This window comes from Acinetobacter sp. GW821-FHT01E09, assembly GCF_059422385.1.
Window position 1 is genome coordinate 2,988,429 of the sequence record NZ_JBWKWU010000001.1, and the last position, 24,341, is coordinate 3,012,769.

General features: G+C 38.8%; 18 protein-coding genes, 1 pseudogene and 1 riboswitch. Of the genes and pseudogenes, 5 read left to right on the top strand and 14 right to left on the bottom strand.

Annotation, left to right across the window (positions count from 1 at the left end):
* Positions 1 to 78: 78 nt before the first annotated feature.
* The 4 genes from uca to AC07U8_RS13740 form a co-directional block, all read right to left on the bottom strand.
* Complete coding sequence (gene uca, locus AC07U8_RS13725; RefSeq protein ID WP_494738068.1) at positions 79 to 3,684, bottom strand: urea carboxylase; 3,606 nt, start codon at positions 3,682 to 3,684, stop codon at positions 79 to 81.
* 2 nt (positions 3,685 to 3,686) lie between these two features.
* Positions 3,687 to 4,355 (bottom strand): urea amidolyase associated protein UAAP2, encoded by a 669-nt coding sequence (locus tag AC07U8_RS13730; protein ID WP_494738069.1) that lies wholly within the window; start codon positions 4,353 to 4,355, stop codon positions 3,687 to 3,689.
* 11 nt (positions 4,356 to 4,366) lie between these two features.
* Entirely contained in the window at positions 4,367 to 5,122 is a 756-nt protein-coding gene (locus tag AC07U8_RS13735; RefSeq protein ID WP_494738070.1) for an urea amidolyase associated protein UAAP1, read from the bottom strand.
* A 30-nt stretch (positions 5,123 to 5,152) separates the two neighbouring features.
* A riboswitch (guanidine-I (ykkC/yxkD leader) is annotated at positions 5,153 to 5,254 on the bottom strand.
* A 480-nt stretch (positions 5,255 to 5,734) separates the two neighbouring features.
* Positions 5,735 to 6,649 (bottom strand): LysR family transcriptional regulator, encoded by a 915-nt coding sequence (locus AC07U8_RS13740; protein ID WP_004724679.1) that lies wholly within the window; start codon positions 6,647 to 6,649, stop codon positions 5,735 to 5,737.
* Between the two features lie 320 nt (positions 6,650 to 6,969).
* Here AC07U8_RS13740 and AC07U8_RS13745 point away from each other — a divergent pair, with 320 nt between their 5' ends.
* Positions 6,970 to 7,632 (top strand): epoxyqueuosine reductase QueH, encoded by a 663-nt coding sequence (locus AC07U8_RS13745; protein ID WP_494738071.1) that lies wholly within the window; start codon positions 6,970 to 6,972, stop codon positions 7,630 to 7,632.
* 22 nt (positions 7,633 to 7,654) lie between these two features.
* On the opposite strand, the gene AC07U8_RS13750 is transcribed toward AC07U8_RS13745, so the two are convergent.
* Complete coding sequence (locus AC07U8_RS13750; protein WP_494738072.1) at positions 7,655 to 9,043, bottom strand: methylenetetrahydrofolate reductase C-terminal domain-containing protein; 1,389 nt, start codon at positions 9,041 to 9,043, stop codon at positions 7,655 to 7,657.
* Between the two features lie 193 nt (positions 9,044 to 9,236).
* On the opposite strand from AC07U8_RS13750, the gene AC07U8_RS13755 reads away from it, so the two are divergent.
* Both AC07U8_RS13755 and AC07U8_RS13760 read left to right on the top strand, forming a co-directional pair.
* Positions 9,237 to 9,404: a type II toxin-antitoxin system HicA family toxin gene (locus AC07U8_RS13755; protein WP_016539635.1), complete on the top strand. Its 168-nt coding sequence runs from the start codon at positions 9,237 to 9,239 to the stop codon at positions 9,402 to 9,404.
* 64 nt (positions 9,405 to 9,468) lie between these two features.
* Positions 9,469 to 9,888: a type II toxin-antitoxin system HicB family antitoxin gene (locus tag AC07U8_RS13760; RefSeq protein WP_096734630.1), complete on the top strand. Its 420-nt coding sequence runs from the start codon at positions 9,469 to 9,471 to the stop codon at positions 9,886 to 9,888.
* A 636-nt stretch (positions 9,889 to 10,524) separates the two neighbouring features.
* Here the strand turns inward: AC07U8_RS13760 and AC07U8_RS13765 are convergent.
* Both AC07U8_RS13765 and AC07U8_RS13770 read right to left on the bottom strand, forming a co-directional pair.
* Positions 10,525 to 12,627: a TonB-dependent siderophore receptor gene (locus tag AC07U8_RS13765; RefSeq protein WP_494738073.1), complete on the bottom strand. Its 2,103-nt coding sequence runs from the start codon at positions 12,625 to 12,627 to the stop codon at positions 10,525 to 10,527.
* Between the two features lie 212 nt (positions 12,628 to 12,839).
* Positions 12,840 to 13,619 (bottom strand): AraC family transcriptional regulator, encoded by a 780-nt coding sequence (locus tag AC07U8_RS13770; protein ID WP_419312856.1) that lies wholly within the window; start codon positions 13,617 to 13,619, stop codon positions 12,840 to 12,842.
* Positions 13,620 to 13,715: 96 nt separating this feature from the next.
* On the opposite strand from AC07U8_RS13770, the gene AC07U8_RS13775 reads away from it, so the two are divergent.
* A complete protein-coding gene (locus AC07U8_RS13775; protein ID WP_494738074.1) occupies positions 13,716 to 14,534 on the top strand; it encodes a sulfite exporter TauE/SafE family protein in 819 nt (272 codons plus the stop codon).
* Positions 14,535 to 14,987: 453 nt separating this feature from the next.
* Here the strand turns inward: AC07U8_RS13775 and AC07U8_RS13780 are convergent, their stop codons facing one another.
* Together AC07U8_RS13780 and AC07U8_RS13785 are read right to left on the bottom strand one after the other, a co-directional pair.
* On the bottom strand, positions 14,988 to 15,824 hold the full coding sequence (locus AC07U8_RS13780) for a class I SAM-dependent methyltransferase (protein ID WP_494738075.1): 837 nt from the start codon (positions 15,822 to 15,824) through the stop codon (positions 14,988 to 14,990).
* A 15-nt stretch (positions 15,825 to 15,839) separates the two neighbouring features.
* Positions 15,840 to 16,808: a helix-turn-helix domain-containing protein gene (locus AC07U8_RS13785; RefSeq protein WP_494738076.1), complete on the bottom strand. Its 969-nt coding sequence runs from the start codon at positions 16,806 to 16,808 to the stop codon at positions 15,840 to 15,842.
* Between the two features lie 173 nt (positions 16,809 to 16,981).
* Here AC07U8_RS13785 and AC07U8_RS13790 point away from each other — a divergent pair, with 173 nt between their 5' ends.
* The gene (locus tag AC07U8_RS13790; protein WP_494738077.1) at positions 16,982 to 18,049 is read left to right on the top strand and encodes a class I SAM-dependent methyltransferase; all 1,068 of its coding nucleotides are present in this window, start codon (positions 16,982 to 16,984) and stop codon (positions 18,047 to 18,049) included.
* 80 nt (positions 18,050 to 18,129) lie between these two features.
* Here AC07U8_RS13790 and AC07U8_RS13795 read toward each other — a convergent pair whose 3' ends face one another.
* The 5 genes and pseudogenes from AC07U8_RS13795 to AC07U8_RS13815 all read right to left on the bottom strand — a co-directional run bounded on the left by AC07U8_RS13795 (position 18,130) and on the right by AC07U8_RS13815 (position 24,306).
* Entirely contained in the window at positions 18,130 to 20,730 is a 2,601-nt protein-coding gene (locus AC07U8_RS13795) for a TonB-dependent hemoglobin/transferrin/lactoferrin family receptor (RefSeq protein ID WP_303577178.1), read from the bottom strand.
* A 189-nt stretch (positions 20,731 to 20,919) separates the two neighbouring features.
* Positions 20,920 to 21,516: a fimbrial protein gene (locus AC07U8_RS13800; RefSeq protein ID WP_494738078.1), complete on the bottom strand. Its 597-nt coding sequence runs from the start codon at positions 21,514 to 21,516 to the stop codon at positions 20,920 to 20,922.
* 88 nt (positions 21,517 to 21,604) lie between these two features.
* Positions 21,605 to 22,210, bottom strand: coding sequence for a fimbrial protein (locus AC07U8_RS13805; RefSeq protein ID WP_303577177.1), 606 nt, complete (start codon positions 22,208 to 22,210; stop codon positions 21,605 to 21,607).
* Between the two features lie 834 nt (positions 22,211 to 23,044).
* Positions 23,045 to 23,638 (bottom strand): fimbrial protein, encoded by a 594-nt coding sequence (locus AC07U8_RS13810; RefSeq protein ID WP_494738079.1) that lies wholly within the window; start codon positions 23,636 to 23,638, stop codon positions 23,045 to 23,047.
* Between the two features lie 88 nt (positions 23,639 to 23,726).
* Positions 23,727 to 24,306 (bottom strand): annotated as a pseudogene (locus tag AC07U8_RS13815) (fimbrial protein).
* Positions 24,307 to 24,341 lie beyond the last annotated feature (35 nt).

The following is a 24,341-nucleotide window of genomic DNA, read 5'->3' on the forward strand; positions in this document are numbered from 1 at the left end:
AAAGCAAATAGAAAAAATTAAATCTATGTTTAAAATAGAAAAGGAGCATCATCACTGATGCTCCTTTGTTGATTTTTATTAGGCTACAGGTGCCAAGGTAAACAACACCTGTCCAGTCTTAACCGTCTGGCCTTTTTCAATGGTGATGGCTTCTACCTTCATCCGTTCAGGTGCAACAATCGGAATTTCAATTTTCATCGCTTCAATCACCGCAAGGGTTGCACCTTCTTCAACAATATCTCCAGAAGCACATTCGATTTTCCAAATTGAACCCGGCATATGGGATTCAACTGCACAACCACCTTCGGGAATACTGACCGCTTCACCATCCTCTACAGTATCTAAACTTTCAGATACATATTCTTGTAAACCTGCGGCATGCCAACGACGGCGCTCTGCTTCAAAGTTGGCTTGTTGGGTCTGTTTAAAAGCATGAATACTGTCTTGATTTACAGCAAGGAAATCATTGTATTCTTTCAGATTAAGCACACCGTCTTCAATACGCAGTTGCAAACGCCCTGCTTTAAAATCTTCGCGCATCTGTAGCAATTCTGCTTCTGAAACCTCATAAAATTTAACCTGATCAAAGAAGCGTAATAACCACGGTTTGCCAGCTTCAAAATTGGCATTTTTACGATAGCGACTCCACATTTGTGTGGTACGTCCCACAAATTGATAGCCCCCAGGACCTTCCATACCATAAACACACATATATGCCCCACCGATACCAACAGCATTTTCTGGTGTCCAAGTTCTTGCAGGGTTATATTTTGTTGTGACCAAACGCTGACGCGGATCAAGTGGTGTGGCAACCGGTGCGCCTAAATAGACATCACCCAATCCCATAACCAGATAATTGGCACTATAGACCACATCTTTTACCGCTTGCTTTGATGCTAGGCCATTGATACGACGAATAAACTCGATATTATCAGGGCACCACGGCGCATCAGGACGGACGATTTGTGTATAGCGCTCAGTCGCCAATTGGGTTTGTGAATCTTCCCATGCCAGTGGTAAATACACGGTCCGTGAAGGCACTTGCATATTGTGTATATCGGGCAATTCCGCTTCCGCGTGTTGAAGTTTTTCCAAGAGCTCAAGTTGATCGATTTGAATTGAATCAAAATGAATTTGTAATGAACGAATCCCCGGGGTGAGATCAATAATTCCGTGGATATTCTGCTCTTTTACCCATTGCATCAAAGCATGAATACGGAAACGTAGATTTAAGTCTAAAACCAGATCACCATATTCAACTAATAAATAACTATTCCCCGCAGGTCGATAAGTCACACTCGGTAAATTTGCTTGTGCTACGCGTGTGGCTAAAACAGCATTTTCTAATGTGTCATTTTCCGCGTGGAATACAGGATTAAAATTCACTGCATCTGTGTCAGAAGCAATAAGACTTTGATGATATGTTTGATCCAAGGCTTTTGCTTGCGCATAACTGATAGGAATAAATTTAACTTTATCGCCTGCTTTAAGTTGACCAATTTTCCAAAGTTCAGAATGAATCACCACTGCTGGACAAACAAAACCACCTAAGCTTGGACCATCAGGCCCTAAGATGATCGGCATGTCGCCTGTAAAATCAATCGCACCAATTGCATAAGCATTATCATGAATATTTGATGGATGTAAACCTGCTTCACCGCCATCTTCACGTGCCCACTCAGGTTTTGGGCCAATTAAACGAATACCGGTACGACTGGAATTATAGTGAATCTCAAACTGGTTACTAAAAAATCTATCAATATCGTTTTTGGTAAAGAAATCTGGTGCGCCATGCGGACCATACATCACTGCAATTTCCCAATGACGCGCAAATTTAGGGATTTGATCTGCGGCTAAACTTTTGCTTTGATCAGATGAATATTCAGTAATCGCAAGCATATCCCCTATTAATAAATTACGCCCTGCATGCCCACCAAACTGTCCCAGTGTAAAAGTTGCTTTTGATCCTAAATATTCGGGAACATGGAAACCACCTTTGATCCCAATATAGCTTCGGCATCCAGTGCTCATTGTTCCACACTTTAACACCTGACCTTTTTTAACATTTACGGTTTGCCACATTGGAACCAGTACGCCATCCAGTTTAGATGGCATGTCGCCACCAGTAATCACAATTTGACTATCACAATGAAACTTTAAACTTGGCCCTTGTAAGGTACATTCCAATCCAGAAGTATTATAAGGATTGCCTAAAAGTTGGTTGGCGACATTTAAACTTAAAGGATCAATTGCACCCGATGGTGGAACACCCACATCCCAGTACCCTAAACGACCAGTAATATCCTGAATTGCGGTTTGAATACCCGATTGTAAAACCTCAATTTTTTGGGTTTTCCATACAAAGCTGTTTAAGAAGCGTGTGGTTTGTGTCCCTGAATTAAAAACCTCACCCGCAATAATATTTTGTAGGTATTCCAGATTGGTTTCGATTCCTGCAATCTGTGTATCTGCCAGACTAGATTGCATAGCTTGAATCGCTGCATCTCGATCTGACGCCGTCACAATGATTTTGGCAAGCATAGGATCATAAAATGAAGATACATTTGAACCGGTTTCAACCCATGTTTCGACCCGTGCATTCTGATCAAATTGCACATAGGTCAGCAAGCCTGCGCTGGGTTGAAATTGTTTAATCGGATCTTCCGCATATAAACGAACTTGAATCGAATGTCCTTTTGACGCTAATTTTTCAGTGGGTGCTGACCAATCGCCACTGGCCAAAGTCACCATCCATTCAACCAGATCTACAGCATAGACTTGTTCTGTCACGCCATGCTCAACTTGTAGACGGGTATTTACCTCTAAGAAATAGAACTGCTCGGTTTCAGTATCCATCACAAACTCAACCGTACCTGCTGAACGATAATTCACAGATTGCATCAGTTGAATCGCGACAGTTTGAATATAGTCACGTTGCTCATCGGTTAAATGCGGTGCGGGTGTTTCTTCTATGACTTTTTGATTACGACGTTGTACAGAACAGTCGCGTTCTCCTAAAGCCAACACCTGCCCTTTTCCATCACCAAAAATTTGCACTTCAATATGTCGAGCATGCTGCACAAATTTTTCTAAGTACAAACCTGCATCTTTAAAGTTGGCTTGGGCCAAATACGAAACGGTTTGATAAGCGTCTTTGAGTTCAGCTTCATCCCAAACCAAACGCATACCGATACCACCACCACCCGCAGTACTTTTTAACATCACAGGATAGCCAATACGTGCTGCTTCGGTGACTGCTTCTGATTCACCAGAAAGCAAAGAACTCCCCGGCAGCAGTGGCACTTGGCTTTTAATCGCCAGTTCACGCGCCGTATGTTTTAGACCAAAATCCAGCATTTGGCTTGAAGTTGGCCCAATAAAGGCAATACCCTGATTTTCACATAGGTCACAAAACTCTGCGTTTTCAGACAAAAAACCATAACCCGGATGGATTGCTTCAGCGCCAGTTTGCTTGGCAATTTGTAGAATTTTTTCAATATTTAAATAACTTTGTTGTGCTGGTGCAGCACCAATACAAAATGCCTCGTCGGCTAAAGTCACATGTAAAGAATCCTGATCAGCTTCTGAATAAACAGCAACGGAAGCGATGCCAAGTTTTTTAAGTGTACGAATCACACGACAAGCGATTGCACCACGATTGGCAATAAGAACTTTTTTAAACATATTTATGCTCCCATACCATTGTGTATCAGCAATTGAATTTTCGTTGGGTTATAGCCATTACATGGGTTATTTAATTGTGGGCAATTTGAAATCAGTACGATCAAATCCATCTCGGCTTGAATTTCCACATATTTTCCAGCGGCAGAAATACCATCAGCAAAGGTTAAATGGCCGTCCGAGCTGACAGGCACATTCATAAAGAAATTAATATTGGGGCCGATGTGCCGAACGTTTAACTGATGTTTTTGTGCAATAGGATGCTTGGCTAATGCATACATAAAATTATTACGGCAACTGTGCATTGGATAAGTGTCATGCGCATAGCGAACCGTATTACTTTCACATGAACAGGCACCGCCTAAGGTGTCATGACGACCGCAGTTATCATCAACAATCACCGCAATTGGACGGCCTAAATTACTGTATAAGGTTGTCCCTTTTTCAAGGTAAACATGTTGATTAATAGCCAAAGTATCCGTTGCGCTATAACGTTCTGCTGGGTTTTCTGCTGAAATAAATAAGGTATCGACAGCTTGATTGCCTTCTAAATCAACAATACGGAAATATTGGCCTTTTTTTACTTCGCCCATCCATGCTTCACCCGCAGGACACACTTCATTTAACAAGGCTTGATCTAAAATAGTCTTTTCGATTGAAGTTAAAATGCTCATGATGATTGTCCTTAAATGCGTGTGTTGTGAGATGAACTCAGCGCGTAATAACGCTGGTTATTGTCAAATGCACGTTGATTTTGCGGACATGAGTCTCGACAAATATCGTTTTCTGTTAAGGGCAATGCGCTAAAAAGACCCATTTCTATATCAGCGGGAGCATATTGGGCTGAATGATCTAAACCATGCGGTGCAGCCGATAAGAATACAAAACAATCCATTTCAAAACGCAGTTCAATGATTTGCCCAGTATTGTCTGAGCCAATATAAGACAATGCACCAGCATTATCTGGGGTCACTTTTGAAAATAAATTCACTGTTGCGCTAAGGTCGATTTGCCCAAGTGAATATTTGCTCATTTCAATCAGCAAACCATCTAGACCATTTTGAATCATTTGATTTCGGGCATCTTGGAATGTCTTTATTCCAAAAGTAGCTTGGATTTGTTCTGGACGACTTGGACCACACAAAGCGTCATTCCAGCCATGATCATCATGAATAATTGAGGCCATAACCCGTCCCAAATCGGAATACAACACATGACCTTGAGTTAAAAAAGCAGTATGTTGCCCTTTTAAACTATCTGGCATATTAAAACGCTCAAGTCTGTCATGGGCATTCACGCAAAATAAAGAGACATTGGCATCGGCAGATAAAGCTTTAAATTGAAGTACGCTTCCTTTGGGAATGCGACTTGACCAGTGAAGTCCACCGGGTAATTTTTCAGACCAAATGACCTGTTGATCATGATAATTTGTCGTATGCATAGCCACTCCTGTTCGGATAGTTTATTGACTTCCTCCCGGGCTTTTATCCCTCCGTGTAGTTCTTTCGAACCGCGAACTCTCGGTCCAGACATACTCTTTTAGACAAGTATCGGAACCCTAGATCACTTTTTATAATTTTATTTAATGCAAAGGATGTGCCAATTGAGTATTACGTTTTTAGGCTTTAGTAATACTAATTTTGTGCGATAAAAGTGCATTTCAGGACATAGAAAGCAAAAATGAGTTATTAATGGGCTAAAAAATGGCGATGTGCTAAATAAGAACCCGTTCTAAATAAAACGATCTCAAATTGAAAGCCATCTCTAATAAACTCCTTTTCTAAAAGAAACCTGTCATAGAAACAACACGGCGCAAAAATATTTAGGCTCGTCGATTGGTTGGCTTATGGCATGGCAAACCTTGCGCTGCAAACAAAGCCAAGCTTTTTTTTGCTCATATTCTGCTTAAGAAGATAATTCAGGGATATAGCGAAAACACCCGATAAAAAACACGCGCTCATTCAGGCCAAAACCAGCCTGAGTCAGCGCGTGTTAAAGTGCTTCATGGTACTCAGCAAGTAGGTGCTACACGATGACTCATTAATAATACATTTTAGTAGTACGTTGCTCTTTTTTTCGAGAATTTATCCAATTGCTTGAGAAAGCCATCAAAATAATCTTTTTCTTTTTCTTCTACACGATAACCTGCATATAAGGTTCGACGTAAACCTTCAGGCGCGACACAATCTAAACGACGAGAAACCACCCAGCCCTTTTGCTCATATTCATTGACCACCCAATCAGGCAGTGCTGCGATACCATGACCACTTGCCACAAGTTGAATCAACATTTGGGTTAAGTCTGTGGTGCGAATATGTTTTGGCTGAATATTGGCAGGAATAAATAATCTCGACATAATATCCAGTCGATGCTTATCCACTGGATAGGTCACCAAGGTTTCTTCCGCCAACTCTTGCACCGTAATTTCTTTCATTCGTGCTAAAGGATGCGTGATTGAGAGCACCAATCGCGATTCATATTCAAAAATTGGAAAATACTCTACCCCTTTTAGCGCAATTGGATCTGCTGTAATTAATAAATCAAACTCACCAGTTTGTAATAACTCATGCGGATTGGCTTCAAATCCTGAGGCAAAATCTAAATCTACATCTGGGTATTGTTGACGATACTGGTTTAGCAATGGCATAAGCCAATCAAAACAACTGTGGCATTCGGAAGAGAATACAATTCGTCCCGTTTGCCCATGCACAATACGGGTAATATCAGACTGGGCAATTTGCACTTGTGGCAAAATATCATCAGCAAGTTTCAGTAATCGTTGACCAACATTAGAAAAACTCACTGGACGTGAGCGACGATTCACCACTTCGACACCAAACCATTGATCTAACTCTCGAAGCTGGTGTGATAAAGCAGAAGGTGTTAAACACAAATCTCCTGCTGCTGCAACCAATGAACCATGTTCACGTAAAGCAGTGAGTGTTTTTAGATGTCGAAGTTCTAACATTCCGTCATTACCAAATTAATATGTTAAAGGTGATCTGGCTATAGCATAACGGATTGATGGTGTTTATGTTTAATTATTTTCACTTAAATTTAAAATTTGTTATTTTTATTCATTTTTAAATAATATGTAAAAATATTGAAGACGCTCTTACTCATCCATACAATTAAATCACTCCATTTTTGAATGAACGAAATCTGGCGATTTAAAATATCATCCTTAAAAACTTTCAGCATAGACTGAAAACATTTCAGTGAATTCAAACACCACAAGACTTTAAAACTTTTACAATAGAAGATTATTCATTTTTTATATTGTTTAGCATGACTCTGGAACGCCAAAAGCTCACACTCCCCCAAGGCCACGACAAATTGTTGCTGCATTCATGTTGCGCGCCGTGCTCAGGTGAAGTCATGGAAACCTTAATTGAATCAGGCATCGACTTTTCAATTTTTTTCTATAATCCAAATATTCACCCAATCAAAGAATATTTAATTCGCAAAGAAGAAAATATTCGCTTTGCTGAGAAGCATAATATTCCATTTATTGACTGTGACTACGATACAGACAATTGGTTTGAACGTGCCAAAGGTATGGAAAATGAGCCTGAAAAAGGCATCCGTTGTACCATGTGTTTCGATATGCGTTTTGAGAGAACCGCACTATACGCACACGAACATGGATTTAGTTTAATCAGCAGTTCATTGGGCATATCGCGTTGGAAAGATATGCAACAAATTAACGGCTGTGGAATCCGGGCTGCTGCACATTATCCACAAATTGAATATTGGGATTATAACTGGCGCAAAAGCGGCGGTGCACATCGTATGATCGAAATCAGCAAACGTGAAGAATTTTACCAACAAGAATACTGTGGCTGTGTTTATTCACTTCGAGATACCAATCGCTGGCGTATGAAAAACGGTCGTGACCGGATCAAATTAGGTGAAAAGTTTTATACCAATGTGATGGACGAGGAAAATTAATTTATCCAAACACCTCCCCTTATCACTGCTTCACATACCAGTTTTTCCAAGAGCTGGTTCCACGTATTTCTATCGGTACAGTTGGAATCAGCTGCTTTTTTAATACCTGAATTTGATCGACCTCTTCAGCCAATCGAGCTTTGACAGAGTGTATACACTCTCGATCCCCAAACTCACAACGGTCTAAATGTGTGCCACCGCATGGCCCATTTGCCAGACCTTTGGGGCAAGTTTCAGGGCAAATATATAAGGTTTCAGCCAGCCTACACTGACCACAACTCTCACACCCGACAATAAAATGTTTACTCAAATATTCCGCTTGTAACAGCAATTTTACTGCAAGGGCTTTATTCCAAAAACCCGCACTAAAAATATAAGCACCCAGCCCTTTTACCAAACTGGAATTAAACATGGTACTGTGAATGGTATCTAAAAATTGATATTTCACTTTCTGATGCAAATTACTCAGCTTAGTCTTTTCTACTACAGCTGGACGTAATTCATTGCCAGTTTTAAGCTGCCATAATTGATCCCATAATTGTTGACATTGTTTAAGATCAAGATGTCGATACTGTTCAATATAACCCGTTAAAATCGCTTGCTCATCGGCTTTATTGCACGCAGAAAGATGCACACCTGCATAACCAATATGCTGACAAATCAATATTTGTAAAGCACAACGTAAATAAGTATTTTCAGTTTGATCAGAACCATGTTCTTGAGCCAACACTTCAAGCATATGTGGTGTAATCACAATACCTGCAACATTATGTTTCAGCATAAATTTCGCTCGTGCTAAAGTCAGCGGCATCACACAAGCAAGAATTTTTTGTGTATAGTTTTCTTCAATTAAAAACTCATGCGCTTGTTTGAGTGCAACGAGGTCAAAGCCCAACTGGGTAATAATATAATCAGCGCCTGCTTGTAGTTTTTTATGCAGTTTTAAATACTGCGCTTGTTTTTCTGCTTGACTATATTTAAACGGGTTCAAGGCAACGCCAATATGAAAACCACCTTGTTGTTTGGCAGCGATGACCGCATTCACCGATTCCAAATAGCGTGTTCGAGCATGACTACCTTGCCCATCATGATGTTGTTTTAACCTATCGCCAGTCAGTAACAATAAATTTTGCTGTCCGTGTTGTTTGGCTTGCGTTAAAAACAGATTGAAATCATGTATATCTCGACCTTTACCTGCATAGTGCAATACTTTGTCAATTTGTTGCGGATAAGATTGTGCAGCGATTATGGGCGCAATATCATCATCTGAACGTACTCGATCTGACAAAGTCATACATACAGGAAAGCCCGCCAGTTGTGTTGCTACGGGCAATAGCTCTTGCATCGAAGGCAAATATTCCACCAAACAACAAAATTGGTTTTGAGCAAAGTATTGGGAAAGCTGAGACATAAAAAAATTTAGATAAATACAGCAAAATAAATAGGCCTGAATTATAGAATGTTTTAAAACGAATTGCTGTAATCATAAAATGCTTTCAAAATAATCTTGATAAAAATGCTTAGCTCCGTCAAGTAAACATTTTTGTTTACTTGGTCATCATTTTTGTTTACCATGTGCTTATGTTCAATAAAATGAGCTAAGTGTGAAGAGAAGTGATTTCATCAAAGAGTTAAAAGGTTTGGGCGCAACATTTGTAGAAGGTAGTAAACACACCAAGGTTTATTTAAATGAGAAACAAAGCACTATACCTCGCCATACTGAGTTAAAAACAGGACTGGTAAAAGCAATAAGAAAGCAACTAGGAATTTGAGGGTTCGCCCTCAAACCTTTCTTAAGATGAAATTGTTATTCACATTATTTCGGAGATTTAATACATGTTTTATCCAGCTAAACTTAAACCAGATCTAGAAGATGGCGGTTATGTTGTAGAGTTTAGAGATATTCCCGAAGCTATTACCCAAGGTGATACTTTAGATGAAGCCAAAGAGATGGCTCAAGATGCACTTATAACCGCTATGGACTTTTATTTTGAAGATCAAAGGTCTATTCCTTTACCAAGTAAAAACCTTGAAGAAGGTGAAGTATTTATTGAAGTTCCAATAAGTATTACGTCTAAAGTTTTACTTTTAAACTTAATGCTTGAGAAAAAAGTAACTCAAGTAGAACTCGCTAAATTGCTCCATAAACCTAAACAAGAGATTACTCGTATTGTAGATCTACATCACTCAACAAAAATTGATACTGTTGTTGATGCATTAAAAGCCTTAGGCAAACAACCCCAGCTTATAATCTAAAAAAAGAAACCCGCCAACAAATGGCGGGTTTTTTGTACCACAATATGTATGGTTATTCACTTACTATAGTGAACGTGTCAAAAAACTCAGACACATTAATGTAATTCCCTTTAATCAATATCTTCAATTAAATCAATTGTATGGAGAAATAAATTAATTGATTATAAAAAGGCTTGCAATGCCACACTTTATGTTCAAAGTTTAAATCTCTTTGCGTAGGCGACGCCTCACTTTTCAGAGATGAAAAGTGACAAAAATCTTCTGTTTAACAGGGCTCTTGCGCTGCAAACAAAGCAGTGCTTTATTTTTGCTCATATACCCCCGCCCAACGGCGACATCCCTGTCGCCCCACGGTAGGAGCACCATCGATGATTCAAAAGTAAAAAAACGAATTGATAACCAATAGTTTCTAAACGTTCATACAAAATATAAGCTTCATTTATGATTAATGACTTGATGCAAATTAATTGTGTGAATAATGAGGTGGTTTCACTATATCTAATATATTAATAAATAAAAATATTTTAATTTTAACTTTTTTATACTGAAAAAATGGGTATTGTTTCCAATACCCATAAAACTTATGTCTTACTATTCAATTCAAATAGTGAAAACTATATCTAAACTAAGCTGCTGTTAATATTTAAATTTCACATTCAGACGAACCATCATAGGATCTCCCCAATTGACCAATTGTGCATTTGGTGTGGTCCCTGCCAGATACTCTCTATCAAATAAGTTTTTAATTGTTAAACCTGCGCCCCAATTCTTGGCTTCATAACCCGCATTTACATCAAATAAGGCATAACTTGGTAAGTAGACAAAATCTGTATTACGTTGCGCTGTTCGAGAACCTTGATAACGAATCCCTGCGCCAATATTCCAGCCTAATTTATCTGGGCTAAAATAGTACTGGGTGGATAATGAACTGGCATTTTTAGGTACATGATTGGTCCGTTTACCAATATCACTGGCAATCACACTTTCAGTGACTTTCGCTGTTGGGATATAGCTATAGGTTGCTGTTGCATTCCATTGATCAGTTAATGCCGCTGCGATTTCTGCTTCAAAACCTTTGGTGACTTGTTCACCTGTTTGGATTGAGAATTTCTGAGAGATATCTGTTTCAGTCACATTTTTACGGGTCAGATCATAATAGGCAATATAACCTTGTAGACGCTGATCCAGTGCTTGTAACTTGACCCCGACTTCGGCCTGTTTACCCTCTTCAGGATTCAGCAATTGACCATTTTCACCAGCATCTGTTACAGGCATAAATGAGGTTGAATAACTGATATATGGTGCAAACATATCATTGATACGGTACATCACCGATCCACTACCCGTAAATGCATTATCAGAGTTTTTGCTGTTGCTATTTTTTAATACATCGTCAATTTCAACCTGAGTCCAATCGTGTCGACCAGACAATCCAATAATCCAGTGATCATCTACTTTAATTGTATTGCGTAGATAGAGACCCGTAAATTGGCTATAGGTCAATTGCTGTGTTGGCGCGCCCAGTTTGGTACTGGTGATTCCATAGACTGGATGGTTAGCATTAAAAGAGTTGATAGTATCGTTTCTACGATAGTAATCACTACGCTCTCGCATCATATCGACACCCACCATCACATCATAGTTGATCTTTCCAAAATCAAAATTACGTTGCAGGTTGCTGTCCAAAGTATAGTTGGTATCTTGCTTATCTTGATTATTTACAGAACGTTTAATGTCTGGTAGAGGACTATTACCTGATGCCAATATCGGATTGCCTTGGGTATCAGTTTTGGTAACCGCAAAGTTTTGTTTAAACACCCAAGCATTATCAAAGTAGTGCGCATAATTTGCACCAAGACGATAAACATCGACATCATAACCATGATCAGGTTCACCAAAGAAGAGGCTTGAAGGGTATTTTTTATAATCGCCTTTGCTATAAGGAATGCCCTGTTGACGGATGTATTCACGGTGTTGATAGCTGGCAATGACGGATAAATCATCTTTATCGCCTAAATCAAAATTGTAAGATGGAGCAATATATTGATTTTTAAAATAAACATGGTCAGTCGGGTCATCTTGATCAGAGATCCGTCCTACTATACGAAAAGCGCCTTTTGCACGATTATCAGGGGCATAATTTAGGTCAAATGTACCTTCTTTTAAACCATAGCTTCCATAACTTAATGTGCCTTTGTAAGCGGTTTCTGCTTGTGGGCGTTTGGTGGTTAAATTGACTAAGCCGCCTGGCAGCGCCAAACCAAAACCAACTGAGGTGGGACCTTTGACCACTTCAATAGACTCTAAGCCTGAAATATCTTCCGCTCGTAAAACATTATCAGATGCTTGGATACGCAACCCATCAATATAAGTTTGTGAACTGGATATTTGTCCGCGAATAATAAAATCATCCCAGCCTCTTCGCCCATATTGACCAGAGGTCACGCCTGCCACACCTTCTAAAGCTTCTGCTACTGTTTTTGCTTGCTTTTGTTCAATTTGCTGATTGGTGATCGCACTAATCGACTGAGCTGTTTCAAATAAAGGCGCTTTAGATCGCAATACCGCGCTTGCTGTTTTTGCTGCATAGGCTTTTTTATCACTGTCTGCTTGTACGATAATCGTTGGCAGTTTATTGCTTACAGCATTTTGCGTTATATCTGATTCTGACTCAGCATGAGCGGTGGAGAGCATGATGGCAAAAACTGAAAATGCGAGGGAGGATTTATTAAACTGCATTAAACAATGACCTAAAAACTTGAAGCTTAATTATAATCATTTTCATTTAAATTTATCACTATTTTTTTACGCTTTCCTTTTAGTAACCTATGTATGAAAGGAATAACCCTTTAAATAAAACGTGCTTTATCTAATAATTCGACTGTATCAATCACATCACTGATAAGTTAGGCTTATTTTTTATAACGATTGGTCAAAAACAATAATGTATTTTATTTGGATGTTTTATTTTGCAGATGACTCATATATTGAGTCGGGCTTAAACCCAAAACGCGATGAAACATGGTGGTGAATGCAGCAGGATTTTTAAAGCCAAAATCATAAGCAATGTGCTGTATCGGCTGATTTTGAATTAATTTTTCCAGACTTAACAATACACAAGCATGTTGTCGCCATTTTGAAAAAGACATCCCAACTTCACTTTTAAACAACCGACTAAAATGCCGCTCGCTGATATAAAGTTGTGTCGAAATTTCTTCGGGTGATAAATGAATATTGGGCTGCTTTAAGAACTTTTGGCAAATTTCTAAAATGGCTTTATTTTCTGGCAAAGGTAAATGCAGTTCAATTTTTTCGGAAATAGCCAGCTCAGTTAAAATCAATTCTTGAATCAGCTCATCATGTCTTGAAAGCGGTTCATTTAACGCGGGTGCTTTTAAAAGTAATTGTCGAAGCAAAGGTGAAATTGACAGCACTTCGCAACATTCAATCTGCCTAGGGACATCTTCAGGAAGGATATACAAACTACAGGTTTTAACATTAAACAAAGTCAGTTGATGCGGAACTTGCGGTGGAATCCACACCGCCCTTTCAGGAGGAATGATCCAGTTTCCTTGTGGTGTTTCTACATGCATCACACCCTGAGCTGCATAGAGTAATTGTGCTCGTTTATGGCTGTGCATCTTTAACACATAATACTCAGCGTACTGCGTTTCTATCGCAATCATTTTATGGTTTAAATGCTCAACACTATGAATCGAGATTTGTTTCATACCCGTGTCTGATTTGAATAATTAAATGCGGAATATAACAAATTTTACCAATCGAGAAATCCTTAAACTGGTATTTATTTTCAAAGATCTCTGTGTATGGAACTCTATCTTATTTTATTGGCTGCAGGCTTTGTCAGTGGCATACTCACCATATTATTTGGTTTTGCCGGTGGCTTTGTTGTTGTTCCATTGGTTTATTCGACAATTCGTATGCAATATCCAATTCATTCTACCGCCTATGGTTTAGCTTTTAAAAGTGCAGTTGCCACCTCATTATTGTTGATGGTGATCAACTCTGGATTGGCAACTTATCAGCAATATAAACAGCGAAAAATACACAAACAATACCTCTTCCCAATTGCATATTGGATTGCTGCTGGCGCAATTTTAGGCACTCTACTCGCCCTAAATATTTCATCACACCTGTTAAAATGGGCTTTTGCGCTCTATTTGTGTATAACAATTTTTGATTGTCTGATTCGTCAATTTAAACAGCCCCACTCAAATCCTCAAGCCGTAAGATTACTCTCCAAAACAGAACAAGGTCTAGGCGGAATCTTTATCGGCGGAATTGCATCAGCGTTGGGTGTCGGAGGCAGTGTAATGACTGTCCCCCTATTCCGGCGCTGTGGTTTGGAGATGTCTTCAGCCGTTGCCCTTGCCAACCCTTTGAGTATGCCTGTTGCGATTGCAGGTTGTATCACCTTGATCATTGGGCAAATCATTCAGCCACAACATCTAGGCACGCATTTTATTGGCTATTTTTACTCCCCTGCTTTAATTGCGTTGATTATAGGCGGCTTTTTAGGTATGAAATTGGCAATACAATGGACCGGAAAATTATCTAATCAAATGCATGAACGAGGTTATATCCTATTACTCACGCTGGTTTTAATCAGTATTTTATTTCAATAAGGGAGACTGTGGCTTACAGACTTGAGGCTTATGTCTTGCGCCCAAGTGTTTTGGAGCTAGTGGGCGATTTAACAGACGCACAGCCAAGAAAAATGATTCAAATGAACAGAGCTTGCGTTGCCTAGAAATGAACAGTTAATCAACCTCTAATACATATAAATTAATCTGCGGTTTTGTTTGTATTGTTTAATCATACATGGTGGTTCTATCCTGTGGCGACATGGATGTCGCCGTTGAGCGGAGGTATATGAGCAAAAATAAAGCACTGCTTTGTTTGCAGCGCAAGGTTTGGCATCCCCTACGAAAAGTGAGGCATTGCCTACACAAATCTATTTAAACTTTAAATGTAAAGTGAGGCATTGCAAGCTTTATAATCATACAAATCCATTTTTATAGAACGCAGATACTTTTAAATTTGATCTATAGCTTAATCGAGAAACATTTAAAAAAACGCTAGCTAATTTTAAATATGACTATCCGTGAAGAAGTTTTGAGTTTTGGCACAATTGACATTAGTGTCGTGAGCATCAACCCCATTCGATGCCAACCTTTAAATTGATTAAACAAATAGGTCCGCACATGCTTAAGTTTGGGATGCCATGTTTCAATGTCTTTTTCATCATCCAAACCAAACTTAAATGTGGCTTTGGTTTTACTTACAGTATCGTGTAAAGCAGACTTAGTACTCATCCAAGCATTGAGCATGTCAAAATGAATTTCAGCACCTGAAAACCGTTCGGCTAAAGCGGTTAACACCTGTTGATTTTGTGCTTGATTGAAGTACATCAATACCCCTTCAATCACAAACATAAAATGACCATTGGGATGCGTTTCTTTTAATTGATCCATCCACGTGGTCGATAACATTGAACTTGCAATAAAGTGTTCATTTTTATGCGCGGGTATCAGTTGCTGACGTTGTTCAATCACTTCTGCAATATCCAATTGATAAAACTCAGCATGTTCAGCACTGTTACCGATACGTTGTATACGGCTATCTAAACCACAGCCTACAAATACAATAATCGGCTGATGATTAAGATAATGATGAAGTTGAATGAAGTCTTTAACCTTCTGATCAAAATGTGTTGAACGCAATGCAACACCAACAGACGTGGCCTTCTTGTTTTTATATTTTGAAAAATCATAATCAATTTTTTCCACCAACTCACAGGCTGTTTGATCATTGATTAAGGGATTTTTTTTCTGCGTTTCAACGGATTTGGCATATAAGGTAATCAATAGCGTGTCGGCAATGTCATCCTGTAAGTTAAGCGATATTTTTTTCATTACGCATTCCTCATGTCATTTAGATTTATTTTTTGCAAATAATGCTTTGGGTGATTTGCCATAATAACGAGTAAACGCAACTGTAAAATTATTGGGATATTGATAGCCCACCTGCCACGCCACTTGAGCCACGTGCAAACCTGACTCAAGGAGGCTGTGGGCTTGTTGCATCCTCAATTGCAATAAATATTCAGTCGGATTGACCCCATACAGCTTGATAAAACAGGCTTTGAATTTATATACATTCATACCGATCACACTGGCGATATACTGCATCGTCAATGCTTGATCTAATTGATTGATCATTAAAGCTTTGGCTTTTTCCAAATTTTGCACATCCTGCATACTCAAGTTTGCAGATGAGACTGCTGATTCATCAGGCGCAATGAACGGCAACTGTTCTGATAACAAACTCAGTGCATGAATATGTTGTTGTAAGCGATGTTGTGGTTGGTTGTCGCGCTGTACGAGTGAATGTGCCAATGCGCAAGCATGGACTTTACTGGTCCTTGAAACAGGCTGAAAAGCGATTGGGTTGATATGGTTTGGGAGAAATAATGCCTTGAGCTGTTGTGAGCTTAGATATTTACTCAAAAATTCCGAACTCATAATCAAGCGAAGTTGAGAAACCGTCTGTTGTTTTTGATAGTGACGTATTCCGTCAATAGATGGAAAAGTGTTAATACTGATATGGTCCGCTTTAAAACTGAGCTGCTCTGCATTCTTACTCTGATATTTTGAGCACCCTTGTAATCCAACCGTCAATACCATCACGGGGTTTGGGTGTGCTGCTTGGGTTTCTTCTTCTAATGCATATTGAGGACAATAGTGTAATTGGTTAAGTAGCAAGCCAGTTTCAATCTGCAAAGTGTCTGCATAGCAATGACCAAAATCTTCAGGCAAGCCAATACGGTGTTGCCGTGAAGAGATCTCTTGAACCGAACGCGCTACATCAACCCGCACACGATGATGTAATTGTGTCATCACTCAACACTCCATCTAGCTGAAAACTTCATTCCGCATACTATTTTCTATAATCCGCATATAATAAATAATAATCATTCTCATTTATTCTATCATCATATCGTATCTTTGGATCGAATGTCTAGACTGAATGTTCTCGGCATTCCCTATGTAATTTTAAAAGGTGCTTTTTAATGAATCTTTCTCTAAATCAAGCCGTACAAATACTGACTCAACCTCATCCTTTACATTTGATTTGGCAAATTTACCTGTCACAAATTCAGGCACAAGCCTTAGATTTTTCAATTGAAAAAAAGCTCTTTGCATCATTATTTCAATTTGAAGATGCCATAGCCCTAGCAAAGAAACATGCTTTGCATCCGCAAAATACCGAATATCTATTACAGCTCTTGGCAAGTTTACAGCTGTTAGATACCCAGTTTGACCCAACCAGACAGGCTATGCTTTATCGTATTAAGCCAGTACTTAAAGACTACTTTGATCCGACATCAGATCAATATTGTGCTGATGCGTTGTTATATCGCCAACAAGTGATTCAGTCTGTTGCTGGTCAACTTTCTGTGTCTTTTTCTCGTGATTTCCAAGCCCAATCTCGAACACCAGAAACAATCGGATCTGCATGGGCACAAGCGGCTCAAATACAAATTGCCCAAGAACAAAACGCTGTCACAGTTCACATTGCAGATGTGCTTTCTGATGTAGTCCGTGAATTTAAAACAGCAAGACATTTTCTTGATGTCGGTGCTGGCGCTGGACGGATCGCAATGCATTTGGCTGAAAAGTTTACTCAACTTGAATGCACCCTTTTAGAACTTCCGCATGTCATTGAGGCAATTCGTCCCACTTTAGCAAGTCATCCAGCACACCAACGCTTACATTGTTTAGCTGCGGACTTGCAAACGTTAGACTTTCAAACTTTAAAATCTCACCCTCAATACGACATTATTTGGTGCTCATCTGTACTACATTTTGTCGATGATTACGCGTTAATTTTAGAAAAACTGCTTGCAGCTCTATCATCAAATGGTGTATTGATTTGTTGTCATGCAGAAATTGCCCCATCTCAATATGATGCAGGCATTCAAAGCTATTATCTCAATATGCGTATGCAAGGCAATTACGTTCCACAAAAGGACGATATTTATCGCAGCTTAAAACAACTGGGTTGTCAGCACATTGAAACGATCGAGAATGTGCAGTTCCCGGTTGCGCCGGTTGATGTGCTGATTGCACGGAAATAGGTTATAAAAAAGCGAGAAGTAAAATTTAATCCTTAAATCAAATTTACTTCTCGCTATGTCAAATATTAAACACAGACCTATTAGAATTTCTGCGAAATACTCACCTTATAATCTCGACCTGTACCTGTCATATACTCCCCCAAATACATTTTGTAATCACGATTAAATAAATTATCAATCGAGAAATTCAGCGTTGGCCCTTTTGCACCAATTGGCTGCCAGTCGGCATAAACGCTATGTAGTGAATAGCCTTTGGTTTTAGGTAATGAAAATGAAGATGCCGCGATCGACTTATCATTATCTGAAAGGCTTCGGTCTTGCGCAGCCACAAATATCCCTCTCCACCCCATAGTTAAGTGATGTTCAGGCACATTCACCCCTAAAGTTGCAGTGGCTTTTTTCGGTGGGATATTGGTCATCCATGTTTTTTGATCAAACCATGGATTTACAGGAGAATTATCACGTTGCCCGCGAATATAGGAATAGGTTAAACCAGCAAACCAAGTCGGCTGATTATAGAAAGCTTCGGCTTCATAGGCTTTGATGGTGTAATCGGTCACATTACGATAAAAACCATGATCATAATTGCCTTTACAGTCTGCTACGCTACCTTTTCCAGTATTTGCATTGTTTTCTGCTTGTGCTTGACAAAATGTTGAGCGATTGCGGAATATCTCATCGCCCCCCCGATTATGATGATAGGTTAAACGCACTTGTAGATGATCTTCATCACTAAACACATCATCAAAATTCATCTCATTGCCGACACGAATCGCCAACATCTTTTCAGGAACTAAATAACGACTGGTCGAGGGAACAGTAGTTGCTGCGGATTGCACATAATATTGTTCATCAACGCGAGGCGCACGCCATGTTTTACTCACATTCGCAAACCATGTCATATAGTCGGCCTGTTTCCAAGACATTGCCAACCGTGGCGACCAGCCCGTATAGGTTTTACTGGAATAATCATGCCCTGCCGCTGGATCATTAAATCGTGATGCACGATTTGGCTTGCCGTTATTTTCAATATGATCATAACGGAGTGATGGGGTAATGACGAAATTGTTAATCTGATATTGATCTTCAATAAATGCACTCAGCATTTGCTGATCGCCAGCAGGCATATAGTTCGGTTCATAATAACCAAAATTATAATCTGGCTTTTTGGCATTGTTTTTGTCATAAATCAGCGAGTTTTGTTCCATTTTCTGGTATTGCGCGCCAACCTTTAATTTATGCGTGCCCAGTTTTGTTTCAATATCACTGATATTACTCATTTTTAATGCTGTATTGGTATAGGTTACCCAGCTTTCATTGCCTAACAGTGCCGCTGAACCCGTTACGCTTGGTAAGCGTAGATCATGTTGATAAGTCTTGGAATAGGATGCAACGGCTTTTAAATTTACATATGGGTTAGCATCAGGATTAAATTCATAACTTGCCGAGTAACTGGTATCTTCCTGATCACGGTCGACCAAACGGCGTTTCCAAGCTTCATCATAGCCATACTTAGCAATATCTGCCTCAGTCGGCACTGCATCTTGATCACGCATGGCTGCAAAAGGCTCCCAGCCTTCATGCCCACTGCGCATGGCATTTAAAGAAATTTTATGACCATCGGCAGGATAAAAGTTCAGTTTGGCTAAATAGGTTTCTTGCTCTTGCCCTGAATACAAAAACTCAGTTCCATCTGGTCGCTTTACATTGCCGCTGTCTCGGTTGGTATAGTAAAACAGCCCATCGACCAGCCCATTGTCGGCTTTACCATATACAGCGCCTGTATAGGTATTTTGACTGTTATTGGAAAAACGAGAATATTTTAAAAATGCGCCAATATTTTTACCATCATCCAGTAAATCTGTGGCATCTTTAGTTTCCAGTGTAACCTTACCACCAAAACCACCATTTCCGACTTCAACGTTATGTGGCCCTTTATCCACAGTGATTTTCTTTAAAATCTCAGGTTCAATAAAGACTGAACCCTGTCGATATTTATCAAAGGTTTTAACAGAATCGTCCAAGGTAATGGGTACATCGGCTACCCCGCCCATGCCGAGAATATTAATCGTTTGCCCTCCCGGACGTGGCGATCCTGCTGAACCGACACTGGGCATATGATCGAGTAATTGTGCAACATTATTGGCCTGATAACGATCAATCGCTTTTTGATTGAGTACACTCTGACCAAATTGTATGGTGTCTTTTTTTACCGCCTCGACCACAATCGGAGTCATTTGATAAATTTGGTTTTCAGCATTTGTGGTTGATGTTGCTGTTTTACCTGTTGCTGTTTTTCCCGTTGCAATATTTGCTGTATTGACTACAAGCGTTTGTGTAGCAACAGGCTTTTCAATAAGTAGATAACCTGCGGAAGTTTTTTGAATCTGGAATGGGGTATTCTGCACCAATAATGCAAAAGCCTGATCTAGGGTATATTTACCCTTCATCGTCTTTACCCGATAACGATTGGTTTTTGCTGGATCGAGTAACAACGATACATTGGCTTGCTGTGCCAAGCTATTTAAAGCTTGAGTCAATGAACCGCTTTGCACTTGATAAAAGCCAACAGGCGAAGCATTATTTGCATGCGTTTGAATACTGATTGCACTCATAGACAGTGCGATTGCAACAGCCATTGCAACTGGCTTTATTGCATTCTGATATAAAGATTGAGACATTCTCTACCCACCCAAGATTAAATGATAATCATTAACTTCACTCAGTTAAAATAATCTGTGTTTTCATGTGTTCTAAGTTATATGACGAAGCAGAAACGAAAAAACCGCAATGAAATGCAGTTTTTTTTAAATTTTAATTTTCTAAAGCAACAGCAAGTGCATGATTATCTACTTAGGCAACAGACAAAATTAATTATAGTGCATGGTATAGTTGACGACCGCATGCACATTTTGAGCATCGACAATGGCAGTCTTAGAAATATATGCTACATAATAACTTAAATATGCCACTGCATAAGCACCCTCAAAAACAGGACTTTTCGCCTGAGTTCCCCAAGGTGCTGAAAAATCTACAGGTATTCCATTTCTAGTCGTAATTTGAAAAAAAATAGGATTTGTAGTGGAAGCATCTAAGGCTTTGTTGACCAATAAAGTTTTATCCTCTGTATCCAAGTCAGTAGGTGGTGAACTTACACTCAAATGAATCCCTTTAAAGGCTCTAGATGTTGCTACATCACAAACACCCGTACCTGTAGCATTTAGTAACTCCATATAAATGAGTTTTTTACTTAACGGTACATTTGGATAAAATCCTGATTTAGGTACAGTGGGCAAGTTAAGCGTTAGATCTTTAGTACTGCTTGCATCACCGCCAGCACTATGTAATATACATGTTCCGTCAGTCACGACACCATTGACTGTAATGGTTCCATCTACAGCAAACGCGCGACTACATGTCAAACTTAAAGCCAAAGCACTCAATGTGGCTAAAGTCAGTTTCTGCATTCAATACATCTCATAAGATTTGAATAAGTTTTAATTTTCTCAACCCTCAATAAATCTAAACTTCATCAATAAAACCAACACACAAAATTTAATTATAGTGCAATGTATAATTTATCTTTGTCGTGAAATTTTGAGCATCAACAATCCCCGTTTTGGAAGCAACCGCGACTATGTAATATACATATGTTTCACCATCAGCACGGATACGTACTAAGCTTTTCTCCTGAGTTCCCCAAGCCGCAGAAAAATCTACAGGTTTACTGTTTTCAGTCTGCATTTGAAGAAAAATAGGATGTGCCTTAGAAGCACCACCTGCACCTGTGGCTTTATTCACGAGTAAAGTTTTATCTGTCTCATCCAAATCATCTGGTGAAATTGTACTCAGATGTATCCCCTGAAAGGCTTTACTTGTTGCCACATCACAGTGAGCTGTACCTGCTGCATTGGTTAACTGTAGCGTAAATCCATAACGCATTGGCACTGGAAGTGTAGGCGTAAACCACGATTTAGGTACAGTACCTAATGGAAAAACGATATCTTTTGAACCAATTGCATAACCACCATCACCTTGCAAGGTACAAGTTTGATCCGTGATAACACCATTAACGGTAATGGTGCCATCCACAGCGAAAACGTTTGTACATACTAACGTTAAAAGCAGAGTGCTGAATGTGGGTAAAATCAGTTTATTCATTGAATCAGCCTTATAAAGCTTTAATAAATACGATAATTTAACGATGCTGTTATTCACATTAAGAGACATGGTAATTTCAACGAAAATAGATAGATCTAAATATATAAACGCTGTTGTTGTTCACTTTAAAACTCTGCTTATTTCAAGCTGGAGTCTATTTTAATAGATGTTTTTATTTTAAATTTCCGCCAATTCAAAATAAAACTTCATGCTGACAAAAATATCTGCATATCACAATATTTTTAAGTTGACTTTTTATCATGCAAACTCATTACAAAAAATCATGTATAAATTTTATTGTTAAAATTCAACCATATAAGTAAAACAAATGATCAAAAATTTATTTTTATTTGAATTTTAAACACCATTTCCAACATATCAAAATATGACTAAACATCAATAAAATCATTTTCTCACTATAGATTTAATCCGACTAAAATAATATGTTTTATGATTTTGCAATCATATAAATGACCTCATCATCCAGCTTCCTTATTGAGATCTTTTATACGTATCCAAAGTGTTATCCATCAACATCATTGACTGAATATTCATTAAAGCACTTATGATTTTTATAAAATGATATTCAATCGATTTCGTTCATCAATCAAAAAATGATCGTATAGCGTAAATCATATTGCTATTCAAAGTGCCTTCTCTCTTTGTGAAAAAGCAAGGATGAGAGGATTTTTTATATTGATCTATGCTTTTAAAAAGACTTATACAACAAGCCAAGTGACAAAAAAACTGCAATAAATTGCAGTTTTTTTAAATTTTAACTTTCTAAAGTACCAGTAAATCTATACTTAGCAGCTAAAGTCCACATACCAAAGATTAATTATACATCAATGTATAATTGATCTTCGCATTTACATTTTGAGCATCGACTATCCCCGTTTTAGAGGCATACTGTACACGGTAATATACAAATGTATGATTACTAAGATGCTGCACTGTACTTTTTGCCTGATCTGCCCAAGACGCAGAAAAATCCACAGGTACTGAATCCACCGTATAAAATTGAATAAAAACAGGATTTGCAACAGAAGCGCCCGAGGTGTTGACCAATAAAGTTTTATCCTCTGCATCCAAGTGATCTGGTGAAATCGCACTGAGATGTATACCTCTAAATGCTCTTCTTGTTGCTATGTCGCAGAAGTCTGAACCCGTCGCATCTCTTAAATAGATATTAAAGCCCATAATAAATGGCTCTCGATTTGACGGTGTAAAGGTTGATTTAGGTAGCGTGGGTAAGCTAACCGTTAGATCTTTTAAACCACTTAGAATGCTATTTTCTTCTGCTCGTAAGGTACATGTTTGATCAGTGATAACGCCATTCACGGTAAGGGTTCCATCTACAGCAAATACGTTGGTAGACGCCAAAGTGAAAGCCAAAGTACTCAATGTTGCTAAAGTCAGTTTCTTCATTGGATTACACCCATAAAGTTTTAATTATTTTTAACTTGTTCAATCATCAGCTAAGCTATGTTTCTCTACAAAAACCAACAGACAAAAGTTAATTATAGTGGATGGTATAATTAACAGTTGCAGTGTAATTCTGAGCATCGACAATCCCTGTCGTCGAATAAACTAATGTCTGATAACTTACAAATACTTCATTACCATCTTTAATAGGGTTACTTCTTAACTGAGTTCCCCAAGGCGCAGAAAAATCGACAATTCTATTTGCCCCAACATGTATTTGAATAAAAACAGGATTTTTTTGCAGAAGCACCTTCGGCTTGATTCACTAATAAAGTTTTATTGGCTGTATCCAAGTGATCTGGCGAAATTGCACTGAGATGGATCCCTTTAAAGGCTTGAGTTGTTGCTGCATCACAAGGACCTGTATTGGTAGTATTTCTTAAGTTAAGAACCATTGGTACTGTTGCAAATTGATACATTGATTTGGGCATAGTAGGTAATTTAACCGTTATATCCTTCAAACCACTTACAAAACTACCACCACCCTGTAATGTACATGTTTGATCAGTGATAACACCATTTACGGTAATGGTTCCATCTAGCGCAAATACATTTGTGCACGCCAAAGTTAAAGCCAAAGTACTCAATGTTGCTAAAGTCAGTTTCTTCATTGGATTAACTCCATAAAGTTTTAATTATTTTTAAC

Coding starts and splice junctions, on each gene's coding strand:
- uca (WP_494738068.1), bottom strand. CDS start 3,684: ATGTTTAAAAAAGTTCTTATTGCCAATCGTGGTGCAATCGCTTGTCGT.
- AC07U8_RS13730 (WP_494738069.1), bottom strand. CDS start 4,355: ATGAGCATTTTAACTTCAATCGAAAAGACTATTTTAGATCAAGCCTTG.
- AC07U8_RS13735 (WP_494738070.1), bottom strand. CDS start 5,122: ATGCATACGACAAATTATCATGATCAACAGGTCATTTGGTCTGAAAAA.
- AC07U8_RS13740 (WP_004724679.1), bottom strand. CDS start 6,649: ATGTTAGAACTTCGACATCTAAAAACACTCACTGCTTTACGTGAACAT.
- AC07U8_RS13745 (WP_494738071.1), top strand. CDS start 6,970: ATGACTCTGGAACGCCAAAAGCTCACACTCCCCCAAGGCCACGACAAA.
- AC07U8_RS13750 (WP_494738072.1), bottom strand. CDS start 9,043: ATGTCTCAGCTTTCCCAATACTTTGCTCAAAACCAATTTTGTTGTTTG.
- AC07U8_RS13760 (WP_096734630.1), top strand. CDS start 9,469: ATGTTTTATCCAGCTAAACTTAAACCAGATCTAGAAGATGGCGGTTAT.
- AC07U8_RS13765 (WP_494738073.1), bottom strand. CDS start 12,627: ATGCAGTTTAATAAATCCTCCCTCGCATTTTCAGTTTTTGCCATCATG.
- AC07U8_RS13770 (WP_419312856.1), bottom strand. CDS start 13,619: ATGAAACAAATCTCGATTCATAGTGTTGAGCATTTAAACCATAAAATG.
- AC07U8_RS13775 (WP_494738074.1), top strand. CDS start 13,716: ATGGAACTCTATCTTATTTTATTGGCTGCAGGCTTTGTCAGTGGCATA.
- AC07U8_RS13780 (WP_494738075.1), bottom strand. CDS start 15,824: ATGAAAAAAATATCGCTTAACTTACAGGATGACATTGCCGACACGCTA.
- AC07U8_RS13785 (WP_494738076.1), bottom strand. CDS start 16,808: ATGACACAATTACATCATCGTGTGCGGGTTGATGTAGCGCGTTCGGTT.
- AC07U8_RS13790 (WP_494738077.1), top strand. CDS start 16,982: ATGAATCTTTCTCTAAATCAAGCCGTACAAATACTGACTCAACCTCAT.
- AC07U8_RS13795 (WP_303577178.1), bottom strand. CDS start 20,730: ATGTCTCAATCTTTATATCAGAATGCAATAAAGCCAGTTGCAATGGCT.
- AC07U8_RS13800 (WP_494738078.1), bottom strand. CDS start 21,516: ATGCAGAAACTGACTTTAGCCACATTGAGTGCTTTGGCTTTAAGTTTG.
- AC07U8_RS13805 (WP_303577177.1), bottom strand. CDS start 22,210: ATGAATAAACTGATTTTACCCACATTCAGCACTCTGCTTTTAACGTTA.
- AC07U8_RS13810 (WP_494738079.1), bottom strand. CDS start 23,638: ATGAAGAAACTGACTTTAGCAACATTGAGTACTTTGGCTTTCACTTTG.